We start from the raw sequence: 11,843 nt of genomic DNA, 5'->3' as shown, positions 1-11,843 counted from the left end.
CAATGCCCCACGCCCAGATGTCATCTGCCTCCCATGCCGAGGGGCAACCGTCGTCCGTAGAGCAGGCGAGCCGTCAGGGTCTTGAGCACGCGTTCGCGCTGTTCAATCAGATGTCCAGTCAACTGACCGATTCCTACAGCATGCTTGAAGCCCGGGTTACCGAGCTCAAGGGCGAGCTGGCGGTGGTCAGTGCCCAGCGCATGCAGGAGCTGGCCGAAAAAGAACGCTTGGCCAACCGTCTGCAAAACCTCCTCGATCTGTTGCCCGGTGGCGTCATCGTGATCGACGGCCACGGCATGGTGCGCGAAGCCAACCCGGCGGCGATCGATTTGTTGGGGCTGCCGCTGGAAGGCGAGTTGTGGCGCCACGTCATCGCCCGTTGCTTCGCCCCGCGTGAAGACGACGGTCATGAAATTTCTCTGAAAAACGGTCGACGCCTGTCGATTGCCACCCGCTCGCTGGATGCCGAGCCGGGCCAGTTGGTGTTGCTCAACGACCTGACAGAAACCCGCCACCTTCAAGATCAACTGGCACGCCATGAGCGTCTGTCGTCGCTGGGACGCATGGTCGCCTCGCTGGCCCATCAGATCCGCACGCCGTTATCCGCCGCGTTGCTCTACGCCAGTCATTTGACTGAGCAGGAATTGCCTGTCGCCACCCAGCAGCGTTTCGCCGGCCGTCTCAAAGAGCGCCTGCATGAGCTGGAGCATCAGGTGCGCGACATGCTGGTGTTCGCTCGTGGCGAGTTGCCGCTGACCGACCGCATCACCCCGAATGCCTTGATGCAGTCGCTGCAAGCGGCGGCGCTGACCCATGTGCAGGATCTGCCAATCCGCTGGCAGTGCGACAGCCATGCCGGCGAACTGCTGTGCAATCGCGACACCCTGGTCGGGGCGATTCTCAATCTGATCGAAAACGCGATTCAGGCCAGCGATGGCAACGTGCGCTTGAAAGTGCATTGCTACACCCGCGACAACAGCCTGCGCCTGTGCGTCAGCGACAGCGGCAGCGGCATCGAGCCGCTGGTGCTTGAGCGCCTCGGCGAACCGTTTTTCACCACCAAAGTCACCGGCACCGGGCTGGGCCTGACCGTGGTCAAGGCAGTGGCCCGGGCGCATCAGGGAGAATTGCAGTTGCGCTCGCGGGTCGGGCGCGGCACGTGCGCGCAGGTGATCCTGCCGCTGTTTTCCGCTGTACACGGAGCTGAGTAAACGTCATGGGCATCAAGGTTTTGCTGGTCGAGGATGACCGCTCGTTGCGCGAAGCGCTGGCCGACACACTGTTGCTGGCGGGCCACGACTACCATGCAGTCGGCAGCGCCGAAGAGGCGTTGCAGGCGGTCGAGCGCGAAGCGTTCAGTCTGGTGGTCAGCGACGTCAACATGCCCGGCATGGATGGCCATCAACTGCTCGGTTTGCTGCGTGCGCGGCAGCCGCAATTGCCGGTGTTGCTGATGACTGCGCATGGCGCGGTCGAGCGCGCAGTGGATGCGATGCGTCAGGGCGCAGCGGATTATCTGGTCAAGCCGTTCGAGCCAAAGGCTCTACTGGACCTGGTGTCGCGACATGCCTTGGGCAGCATCAGCACCACAGATTGCGAAGGTCCGGTGGCGGTCGAGCCGGCCAGCGCGCAGTTGCTCGAACTGGCGGCGCGGGTGGCGCGCAGTGATTCCACAGTGCTGATCTCCGGCGAGTCCGGCACCGGCAAGGAAGTGTTGGCGCGTTATATCCACCAGCATTCCCATCGTGCCAATCAGCCGTTCATCGCGATCAACTGCGCGGCGATTCCCGACAACATGCTCGAGGCCACGCTGTTCGGCCACGAGAAAGGCTCGTTCACAGGCGCCATCGCGGCGCAGGCCGGCAAATTCGAGCAGGCCGATGGCGGCACCATTCTGCTCGACGAGATTTCCGAGATGCCCTTGGGCCTGCAAGCCAAGTTGTTGCGGGTGCTGCAGGAGCGTGAAGTCGAGCGCGTCGGTGCGCGCAAGCCGATCACCCTGGACATTCGCGTGGTCGCCACCACTAACCGTGATCTGGCCGGCGAAGTGGCGGCGGGGCGTTTCCGTGAAGACCTTTTTTACCGTCTGTCGGTTTTCCCCCTGGCCTGGCGTCCACTTCGCGAGCGCACTGCCGATATCTTGCCGCTGGCCGAGCGGTTGCTGAACAAACACGTCAATAAAATGAAGCATGCGGCGGCGAAACTTTCGCCAGAAGCCCAGGCTTGCCTGACCCACTACCCGTGGCCGGGCAACGTGCGTGAGCTGGATAACGCGATTCAACGCGCGCTGATTCTGCAGCAGGGCGGTTTGATCCAGCCGCAGGATTTCTGCCTGACCGGCGCAGTGACCTACACCGCGGCGCCGGTGCAACCGCTGGTGCGCGAAATCGAAGTCGAGGCTGAATCCGCCGGGGCGCTGGGCGATGACCTGCGGCGCCGGGAGTTCCAGATGATCATCGATACCCTGCGCACCGAGCGTGGCCGGCGCAAGGAGGCTGCGGAAAAGCTCGGTATCAGCCCGCGTACCCTGCGCTACAAACTGGCGCAAATGCGTGATGCCGGGATGGACGTCGAAGGGTATCTGTTCGCTACCTGAAAGTTGACGCGAATAACGGTGGGAGGGGGCTTGCTCCCGAAGAGGTCAGGTCTGTCACATCATTGTTGAATGACACGCCGCCTTCGGGAGCAAGCCCCCTCCCACAGTTGTTTTGCGGTGATCCCGACATAGCGCACAGACCACAGCGGCATTTATGAAACAAGACCAGCCGAGCTGGCACCCTTGTTGCTAACACCTGTGTACCCGCCGAGTGAGTGTCAAAAAATTGCGGGCCGCCCAAGAGAGTAGACCATGAGCCAAGGTATTGAATTCAATCGGTTGATGATGGACATGAAGGCCATGAAAATGGACGCCATGGCCACGCCGAAAACGACTGCCGCCGTCCCTGAACTGGCAGGCAGCAGCTTTTCCGACATGCTCGGTCAGGCCATCAACAAAGTCAGCGATACCCAACAGGCGTCGACTCAGTTGGCCAACGCATTTGAAATCGGCAAGAGCGGCGTCGATCTGACGGACGTGATGATCGCCTCGCAGAAAGCCAGCGTGTCGTTCCAGGCTCTGACCCAGGTGCGCAACAAGCTGGTTCAGGCTTATCAAGACATCATGCAGATGCCGGTTTAAGGACGAGATTGAGTCATGGCAGAAGCAGTCGCCGATAACGTTCCGGCCAAGGCCACCCCGATAGACGGCAAACCGCCGCTGTTCGGCCTGTCCTTCCTGGAAAACCTCTCCGAGATGACCATGCTGCGTCAGGTGGGCCTGTTGGTCGGCCTGGCTGCGAGCGTGGCGATTGGCTTTGCCGTGGTGCTGTGGTCGCAGCAGCCGGATTACCGTCCGTTGTACGGCAGCCTTGCCGGCATGGACGCCAAGCAGGTCATGGACACCCTGGCCTCCGCCGACATCCCTTACACCGTCGAGCCGAACTCCGGCGCCTTGCTGGTCAAGGCTGACGACCTGTCCCGTGCGCGGATGAAACTCGCGGCCGCTGGTGTCACTCCCAGCGACGGCAACATCGGTTTCGAAATCCTCGACAAGGAACAGGGTCTGGGCACCAGCCAGTTCATGGAAGCGACCCGTTACCGTCGCGGTCTCGAAGGCGAACTGGCGCGCACCATCTCCAGCCTGAACAACGTCAAGGGCGCTCGCGTGCACCTGGCGATTCCGAAAAGTTCGGTGTTCGTGCGTGATGAGCGCAAGCCAAGCGCTTCGGTACTGGTCGAGCTGTACTCCGGGCGTTCGCTGGAGCCGGGTCAGGTGGTCGCGATCATCAACCTGGTGGCGACCTCCGTGCCTGAGCTGAGCAAATCGCAGATCACCGTCGTCGATCAGAAGGGCAACCTGCTCTCCGATCAGGCGGAGAACTCCGAAATGACCATGGCTGGCAAGCAGTTCGATTACAGCCGCCGCATGGAAAGCATGCTGACTCAGCGCGTGCACAACATTCTGCAGCCGGTACTGGGCAACGATCGCTACAAGGCTGAAGTGTCGGCCGACATCGATTTCAGTGCCGTCGAATCAACTGCCGAGCAGTTCAACCCGGACCAGCCGGCATTGCGCAGCGAGCAGTCGGTCAACGAACAACGCACCGCCAGCAATGGCCCGCAAGGTGTGCCGGGTGCCCTGAGCAACCAGCCGCCGGCGCCGGCTTCGGCACCGCAAACCACCGGTGGCGCGCAAGGCTCTACCGGCATGATTCAGCCAGGTCAGCCACTGGTCGATGCCAACGGTCAGCAGATCATGGACCCGGCCACCGGCCAGCCGATGCTCGCGCCGTACCCGGCGGACAAGCGTCAACAATCCACCAAGAACTTCGAGCTCGACCGTTCCATCAGCCACACCAAACAGCAGCAGGGTCGCCTGAATCGTCTGTCGGTGTCGGTGGTGGTCGACGATCAGGTCAAGGTCAATGCGGCCAACGGCGAAACCACCCGCGCGCCGTGGAGCGCCGATGAGCTGGCGCGCTTCACCCGTCTGGTGCAGGACGCGGTCGGTTTCGACGCCAGCCGTGGCGACAGCGTCAGCGTGATCAACATGCCGTTCTCCGCCGAACGCGGTGAAGTGGTTGCCGATATTCCGTTCTACTCCCAGCCATGGTTCTGGGACATCGTCAAACAAGTGCTGGGTGTGTTGTTTATCCTGGTGCTGGTGTTTGGTGTGCTGCGTCCGGTGTTGAACAACATCACCGGCGGCGGCAAAGGCAAGGAGCTGGCCGGTTTGGGCAGCGACGTGGAACTCGGTGGCATGGGCGGCCTGGACGGCGACCTGGCCAACGACCGCGTGAGCCTCGGTGGTCCGCAGAGCATTCTGTTGCCGAGCCCGAGTGAGGGTTACGACGCACAACTGAATGCAATCAAGAGCTTGGTGGCCGAGGATCCGGGTCGCGTGGCTCAGGTCGTGAAAGAGTGGATTAACGCAGATGAGTGATAACCGAGCCGCAACCGTCAAACTGAACAAGGTCGACAAAGCCGCGATTCTGCTGCTGTCCCTGGGTTCGACCGATGCAGCCCAAGTGCTGCGCCACATGGGCCCGAAAGAGGTTCAGCGTGTGGGTGTGGCCATGGCCCAGATGGGCAACGTCCATCGCGAGCAGGTCGAGCAGGTCATGAGCGAGTTCGTCGACATCGTCGGCGACCAGACCAGCCTCGGCGTCGGCTCCGACGACTACGTGCGCAAAATGCTCACCCAGGCCCTGGGCGAAGACAAGGCCAACGGCCTGATCGACCGCATCCTGCTCGGTGGCAACACCAGCGGCCTCGACAGCCTGAAATGGATGGAGCCACGCGCGGTTGCCGACGTGATCCGTTACGAACACCCGCAGATCCAGGCGATCGTGGTGGCGTACCTCGACCCGGATCAGGCCGGTGAAGTACTGGGCAACTTCGACCACAAGGTGCGTCTGGACATCATCCTGCGCGTGTCGTCGTTGAACACCGTACAACCGGCTGCGCTGAAAGAGCTGAACCAGATTCTCGAGAAGCAGTTCTCCGGCAACTCGAATGCCTCGCGCACCACCCTGGGTGGCATCAAGCGTGCGGCGGACATCATGAACTTCCTCGACAGCTCGATCGAAGGCCAGCTCATGGACTCGATCCGCGAAGTCGACGAAGACCTGTCCGGTCAGATCGAAGACCTCATGTTCGTGTTCAACAACCTCGCCGACGTCGACGACCGCGGCATCCAGGCGCTGTTGCGCGAAGTGTCCTCCGACGTGCTGGTGCTGGCCCTCAAGGGTTCGGACGAAGGCGTCAAGGAGAAGATCTTCAAGAACATGTCCAAACGTGCGGCCGAACTGTTGCGCGACGACCTCGAGGCCAAAGGCCCAGTGCGCGTCAGCGACGTGGAAACCGCGCAGAAAGAAATCCTCACCATTGCCCGTCGCATGGCCGAAGCCGGCGAAATCGTGCTCGGTGGCAAGGGCGGCGAGGAAATGATCTAAGCCCATGGACAAGCATGAAGAGTCAGTAACGGATCTGATCCGCGCCCGCGATGTCCGTGGTTTCGAATCCTGGGCACTGCCCAGCTTCGATCCGCCGAAACCGGAACCCGAGCCGGAACCGGAGCCCGAACCGCCGGAAATGGAAGAAGTGCCGCTGGAAGAAGTCCAGCCACTGACCCTGGAAGAACTCGAAAGCATCCGTCAGGAGGCTTACAACGAGGGCTTTGGCATCGGCGAGAAGGAAGGTTTTCACAGCGCCACGCTCAAGGTGCGTCAGGAAGCCGAAGTGGCGCTGGCGGCGAAACTGGCCAGCCTCGAGCAACTGATGACCCATCTGTTCGAGCCGATTGCCGAGCAAGACACGCAGATCGAAAAGTCGCTGGTCGACCTCGTGCAACACATCACCAGACAGGTGATCAAGCGCGAACTGGCCATCGATTCCAGCCAGATCGAACACGTCATGCGTGATGCGCTCAAGCTGCTGCCGTTGGGCGTGGAAAACGTGCGTCTGTACGTCAATCCGCAGGACTTCGAGCAGGCCAAGGCCTTGCGCGAGCGTCATGAGGAATCCTGGCGCATCGTCGAAGACGACTCGCTGCTGCCGGGCGGTTGCCGGGTTGAAACCGAGCACAGCCGCATCGACGCCAGCATCGAGACCCGCGTGACCCAGGTCATGGCCAAACTGTTCGACCAGTTGCACGAACAGGCTCTGCACCCGGCGGCGCCGGACCTGAGCCTGGACATTCCTGAAGAAAGCCAACTGGCGGCTGCGCCGCAAGAGCCGCTCGCGGACACCCCCGATGCGCCTTGAACGCACCAGTTTCGCCAAGCGCCTCAGCACCTATGCCGACGCCACTGAAATCGCCGGCGCGCCGATTCTCGAAGGCCGCCTGCTGCGTATGGTCGGCCTCACCCTCGAAGCCGAAGGCCTGCGCGCCGCCATGGGCACGCGCTGCCTGGTCATCAATGACGACAGCTATCACCCGTCCCAGGTGGAAGCGGAAGTCATGGGCTTCTCGGGCAGCAAAGTCTTTCTGATGCCGGTCGGCAGCGTCGCCGGTATCGCCCCGGGTGCCCGTGTGGTGCCGCTGGCCGAAACCGGGCGCCTGCCGATGGGCATGAGCATGCTCGGTCGCGTACTCGATGGCGCCGGACGCGCGCTGGACGGCAAGGGCGGGATGAAGGCTGAAGACTGGGTGCCGATGGACGGCCCGACGATCAACCCGCTCAACCGCGACCCGATTCACGAACCGCTGGACGTCGGCATCCGTTGCATCAACGGTCTGCTGACGGTCGGGCGCGGTCAGCGTCTGGGCCTGTTCGCCGGTACCGGTGTCGGTAAATCGGTGCTGCTGGGCATGATGACCCGCTTCACCGAGGCCGACATTATCGTCGTCGGTCTGATCGGTGAGCGGGGTCGAGAAGTTAAAGAGTTCATCGAGCACATTCTCGGTGAAGAAGGCCTCAAGCGTTCGGTGGTCGTCGCCTCGCCGGCGGACGATGCGCCGCTGATGCGTCTGCGCGCGGCGATGTATTGCACGCGGATCGCCGAGTATTTCCGCGACAAGGGCAAGAACGTTCTGTTGCTGATGGATTCGCTGACCCGTTTCGCCCAGGCCCAGCGGGAAATCGCCCTGGCCATCGGTGAGCCGCCAGCGACCAAGGGCTATCCGCCCTCGGTGTTCGCCAAACTGCCGAAACTGGTGGAGCGCGCCGGTAACGCGGAGAAGGGCGGCGGTTCGATCACTGCGTTCTACACCGTATTGTCCGAAGGCGATGACCAGCAGGATCCGATTGCCGACTCGGCGCGGGGCGTGCTCGACGGCCACATCGTGTTGTCCCGGCGTCTGGCCGAAGAAGGGCACTACCCGGCCATCGACATCGAAGCGTCGATCAGCCGGGTGATGCCGGCCGTGGTCTCGGCGGAGCACATGCAGCGCGCGCAGTACTTCAAGCAGCTGTGGTCGCGCTATCAGCAGAGTCGCGACCTGATCAGCGTCGGCGCTTACGTTGCCGGTGGCGACCGCGAAACCGATCTGGCGATCTCGCTGCAACCGCAACTGACCCGCTACCAGCGACAGGGCCTGAACGACAAGATCAACATGGGCGAGAGCCAGGCTTACCTCGAAACCCTGTTCGCGCCTGCGGCGGGCGGGTAACCGGCCATGGCCGTGAGCCGAGCTGCGCGTCTGGCACCGGTGGTGGAAATGGCCGAACAGGCCGAGAAAACCGCCGTGCAACGCCTGGGTTACTTTCAGGGTCAGGTCAAAGTCGCTGAAAGCAAACTCGCCGACCTCGACGCCTTTCGTCTGGATTATCAGGAACAGTGGATCGTGCGCGGCAGCGACGGAGTTTCCGGGCAATGGCTGCTGGGTTATCACGGCTTCCTCGCGCAACTGGACACCGCGATCGACCAGCAGCGCCAGAGTCTGGTCTGGCACCAGAACAACCTGATCAAGGCGCGCGATGCCTGGCAGCAGGCGTTCGCCAAGGTCGAAGGCTTGCGCAAACTGGTGCAGCGCTACCGCGAAGAGGCGCAACGCCTCGAAGACAAGCGCGAGCAGAAGCTGCTGGACGAGTTGTCGCAACGCTTGCCGCGGCACGATCCGTATTAACGTGCCGCAGCAGTGGTGCTAGAGGATGGTCTGAGTCATTGGGCTAATATTTCGAACCTGAGCATTGCGGAGAAACCCACTAATGTAGAGTCACGGGTTACGACGAAGAACGCATGTACTTGTTTGCCCTCAAGTTCCGAAAACCTGGTGCGGTCGACGTCCGTGCCCCATAGCTCCTGCTCACGATAGATCTCAATAACATCCAGGCTGGGGTAGGGGGTGTCGGCTATAAGGTAAAGCGTAAGTGTTTCGCCTATTTTATTAGGGTAGCGCGCCACCACGGTGCATTTACGATTTCTACCCAGGAATTCATCGTAGGTCATGATGTGTGGTGACTGGGTGTTATGCAGGAACGGTGCTTCGAAAAATCCAACTTTAGGCGAGTTCATGATGCAGTCCTTTGACCTGAGCGCAGCGAAATTGCTGCCGCTTGATTAAGGTCTATGCCTCTTTCCTCGGTCTACTGTCAGATCTGACAGTGGCGACAAGCGGCAGTCGCGGAGTGGCTGCAGCTCACTGTTTCTCCTTCGCAAACGGGTGCAGCGCTACGGCGAAGAGGCGCAACGCCTCGAAGACAAGCGCGAGCAGAAGTTGCTGGACGAGTTGTCGCAGCGCCTACCGCGACACAACCCTTTTCAAATTGCCCAAAAACTCCCTGTGGGAGCGGGCTTGCTCGCGAAGGCGGTGTGTCAGAGACACCAATGTTGACTGACACACCGCTTTCGCGAGCAAGCCCGCTCCCACATTTGCTTCTGCGCTGAGCCTTGCCCCAACCCTGTCCAGGTGCTAAACCTTGTACACGTTCGTCAATGACAAGGAAGCCAGTCAATGTCAGTCGTTACAGAAGTCTCTCCGGATGGTCAAAAACTGACGATTTCGGTCAAGGGGCGGTTCGATTTTGGGCGCCATCAGGAGTTTCGCGAGTCCTATGAGCGACTTAACCAGAAACCCGACTCCATCGTGGTTGATCTGAAAGATGCCACCTACCTCGACAGCTCCGCGCTGGGCATGCTGCTCCTGCTGCGTGATCACGCCGGCGGCGACGAGTCGGACGTGCGCGTGATCAACAGCAACTCCGACGTGCGCAAGATTCTCGCCATCTCCAACTTCGACAAACTGTTCGACATCAGTTGACGGCCATGCAGGCGCAAGAGCCGCTGACGATCCTGATCGCCGAAGACAGCGCCGCCGACCGGTTACTGTTGTCGACCATCGTCCGCCGCCAGGGGCACGAAGTGCTGACCGCCGCCAATGGCGCCGAAGCGCTCGAGGTGTTCAAGCGTCAGCCACCGCATCTGGTGCTGATGGACGCGATGATGCCGGTGATGGACGGCTTCGAAGCGGCGCGGCAGATCAAGGCGCTGGCGGGGGAAACCCTGGTGCCGATCATCTTTCTGACTTCGCTGACCGAAAGTGAAGCGCTAGCCCGTTGTCTGGAGGCGGGTGGCGACGACTTTCTGGCGAAGCCTTACAACCAGGTGATCCTCGCCGCCAAAATCAAGGCGATGGATCGCTTGCGCCGCTTGCAGGCCACGGTGCTGCAACAGCGTGACCTGATCGCCAGACATCACGATTACCTGCTCAACGAACAGCGTGTGGCCAAAGCCGTTTTCGACAAGGTCGCGCATTCCGGTTGCCTGAGTGCACCGAATATTCGTTATCTGCAATCGCCCTATGCGTTGTTCAACGGCGACCTGCTGCTGGCGGCCTACACCCCGGCCGGCGACATGCATGTGCTGCTCGGTGATTTCACCGGTCACGGATTGCCGGCGGCGGTGGGGGCGATGCCGCTGGCCGAAGTGTTTTACGGTATGACCGCCAAGGGTTACGGCCTGGCCGAGACCCTGCGCGAGATGAACGCCAAGCTCAAGCGCATCCTGCCGGTGGACATGTTCTGCTGCGCGACCATGCTTTGTCTGAGTTTTCAGCGGCGTTCGGTAGAGGTGTGGAACGGCGGCATGCCTGACGGTTATCTGCACCGGATCGCCACCGGCGAACGGGTGCCGCTGGCGGCGCGCCATTTGCCGCTGGGGGTGCTCAGTCCGCAAGCGTTTGATGATCGCACCGAAGTACAGGCCATGGCCGTGGGTGACCGAGTGTTCCTGCTTTCGGACGGGGTGATCGATACCACTGACGCGGACGATCGCTTGTTCGGTGTCGAGCGTTTGCAGCAGCTGTTCGCCGCCAATCGTGAGCCGGACAACCTGTTCGCCGAGATCGAGCAGGCCTTGCACGCCTTTCGCGGCGAGCCCCGCGACGATGTGAGCATGGTCGAGATCAGCTTGCTTGAAGCGGCGCATGTCGTGCCGTCGGCGCCGGTGTATTCCGACAGCGGCCAGTCGAGCCCGCTGGACTGGTCGGTAAGCTTCGAGTTTCGCGGGGCTACGCTCAAGCGCTTCAATCCTTTGCCGTATCTGCTGCAGTTGTTGCAGGAAGTGCACGGTTTGCGCACCCAGGGCGGGGCGATCTACAGCGTGCTCGCCGAGCTGTACTCCAACGCGCTGGAGCACGGTGTTCTTGGTCTGGATTCCAGCCTGAAGCGTGATGCCAGTGGCTTCGCTCGTTACTATGAACAGCGCAACGAGCGGCTCGAAGCCCTGCAGGACGGTTACGTGCGCGTGCATCTGCAGGTCAAGCCGCAAGGTGCCGGGGGCCGTCTGGTGATCCGCGTCGAGGACAGCGGCAAGGGTTTTGACGTGGCGCGGGTGATGGAGCGGCCGCTGGACGGTGTCCGTCTGTCGGGGCGCGGGGTCAGCCTGATCCGGCAGTTGGGGCATAACGCCAGTTGGTCGGACGAAGGTCGCAGTGCTTGCGTGGAGTTTTTCTGGGAGGGTTGAGGCATAATTCGCCGATTCTTGATCAAGGAGTGAACAAGTGACTGACACACATATTGATCGCGAGGCGCTGAGCGTACTGCGCGAAGTCATGGAGGAGGGTTATCCGGAGCTTCTGGATACCTTTCTGGCCGATTCCGAAAGTCGCTTGGCTGAGCTGCAGAACACGGCGGATGCCAAGGCTTTGTCTGAAGTTGCCCACAGCTTCAAGGGCAGCGCCAGCAACATGGGAGCTGTCCGGTTGGCGGCGCTCTGCCAGGAGCTGGAATCGGAAGCCAAAAATAAAATCCCCTCGGACATTGCCAGGCTGGTGGCTGACATCAGTCGCGAGTTCGCCGATGTTCGCCCGATCTACGAAGACGAACGCCAGCACGCCCTGACCCATTGAACCCTGCCGTCCG

12 protein-coding genes and 1 pseudogene are annotated in these 11,843 nt (G+C 61.5%); 12 read left to right on the top strand and 1 reads right to left on the bottom strand.

The window, feature by feature from the left end:
- The first annotated feature begins 17 nt into the window (after nucleotides 1-17).
- From CRO59_RS22750 to fliJ, 8 genes are all read left to right on the top strand, one after another.
- On the top strand, nucleotides 18-1,211 hold the full coding sequence (locus CRO59_RS22750; protein ID WP_177409043.1) for a PAS domain-containing sensor histidine kinase: 1,194 nt from the start codon (nucleotides 18-20) through the stop codon (nucleotides 1,209-1,211).
- Nucleotides 1,212-1,216: 5 nt separating this feature from the next.
- Nucleotides 1,217-2,596 (top strand): sigma-54 dependent transcriptional regulator, encoded by a 1,380-nt coding sequence (locus tag CRO59_RS22745; RefSeq protein ID WP_097090141.1) that lies wholly within the window; start codon nucleotides 1,217-1,219, stop codon nucleotides 2,594-2,596.
- 252 nt (nucleotides 2,597-2,848) lie between these two features.
- Nucleotides 2,849-3,178 carry a flagellar hook-basal body complex protein FliE gene (fliE, locus tag CRO59_RS22740; RefSeq protein WP_096796266.1) on the top strand — a complete coding sequence of 110 codons (330 nt, stop codon included), beginning with the start codon at nucleotides 2,849-2,851 and terminating at the stop codon, nucleotides 3,176-3,178.
- A 15-nt stretch (nucleotides 3,179-3,193) separates the two neighbouring features.
- Nucleotides 3,194-4,981 (top strand): flagellar basal-body MS-ring/collar protein FliF, encoded by a 1,788-nt coding sequence (gene fliF / locus CRO59_RS22735; RefSeq protein WP_027614236.1) that lies wholly within the window; start codon nucleotides 3,194-3,196, stop codon nucleotides 4,979-4,981.
- Nucleotides 4,974-5,993 (top strand): flagellar motor switch protein FliG, encoded by a 1,020-nt coding sequence (gene fliG, locus CRO59_RS22730; protein WP_007920042.1) that lies wholly within the window; start codon nucleotides 4,974-4,976, stop codon nucleotides 5,991-5,993. The genes fliF and fliG overlap by 8 nt, the downstream gene beginning before the upstream one ends.
- A gap of 4 nt (nucleotides 5,994-5,997) precedes the next feature.
- Nucleotides 5,998-6,804: a flagellar assembly protein FliH gene (gene fliH / locus CRO59_RS22725; RefSeq protein WP_097090140.1), complete on the top strand. Its 807-nt coding sequence runs from the start codon at nucleotides 5,998-6,000 to the stop codon at nucleotides 6,802-6,804.
- Nucleotides 6,794-8,152, top strand: a complete 1,359-nt coding sequence (gene fliI, locus CRO59_RS22720) for a flagellar protein export ATPase FliI (RefSeq protein WP_007966241.1) — start codon at nucleotides 6,794-6,796, stop codon at nucleotides 8,150-8,152. The genes fliH and fliI overlap by 11 nt, the downstream gene beginning before the upstream one ends.
- A gap of 6 nt (nucleotides 8,153-8,158) precedes the next feature.
- Nucleotides 8,159-8,608, top strand: a complete 450-nt coding sequence (gene fliJ / locus CRO59_RS22715) for a flagellar export protein FliJ (protein WP_095139370.1) — start codon at nucleotides 8,159-8,161, stop codon at nucleotides 8,606-8,608.
- 35 nt (nucleotides 8,609-8,643) lie between these two features.
- Here fliJ and CRO59_RS22710 read toward each other — a convergent pair whose 3' ends face one another.
- Nucleotides 8,644-8,997 (bottom strand): hypothetical protein, encoded by a 354-nt coding sequence (locus CRO59_RS22710; RefSeq protein WP_027613907.1) that lies wholly within the window; start codon nucleotides 8,995-8,997, stop codon nucleotides 8,644-8,646.
- 136 nt (nucleotides 8,998-9,133) lie between these two features.
- Between CRO59_RS22710 and CRO59_RS29030 the strand changes: the two are divergent.
- The 4 genes and pseudogenes from CRO59_RS29030 to CRO59_RS22690 all read left to right on the top strand — a co-directional run.
- Nucleotides 9,134-9,244 (top strand): annotated as a pseudogene (locus tag CRO59_RS29030) (flagella biosynthesis chaperone FliJ); the annotation flags it as partial.
- Nucleotides 9,245-9,436: 192 nt separating this feature from the next.
- Nucleotides 9,437-9,742: an STAS domain-containing protein gene (locus CRO59_RS22700; RefSeq protein ID WP_096796263.1), complete on the top strand. Its 306-nt coding sequence runs from the start codon at nucleotides 9,437-9,439 to the stop codon at nucleotides 9,740-9,742.
- A 5-nt stretch (nucleotides 9,743-9,747) separates the two neighbouring features.
- Nucleotides 9,748-11,445, top strand: coding sequence for a fused response regulator/phosphatase (locus CRO59_RS22695; protein WP_097090139.1), 1,698 nt, complete (start codon nucleotides 9,748-9,750; stop codon nucleotides 11,443-11,445).
- 37 nt (nucleotides 11,446-11,482) lie between these two features.
- Nucleotides 11,483-11,830, top strand: a complete 348-nt coding sequence (locus CRO59_RS22690) for an Hpt domain-containing protein (protein ID WP_097090138.1) — start codon at nucleotides 11,483-11,485, stop codon at nucleotides 11,828-11,830.
- Nucleotides 11,831-11,843: the final 13 nt, after the last annotated feature.

The organism is Pseudomonas sp. LAMO17WK12:I5 (genome assembly GCF_900215165.1).
Lineage (GTDB): Bacteria > Pseudomonadota > Gammaproteobacteria > Pseudomonadales > Pseudomonadaceae > Aquipseudomonas > Aquipseudomonas putida_A.
Note: the sequence above shows the minus strand (reverse complement) of the source record. Positions and strands in the feature narration are given on the sequence as shown.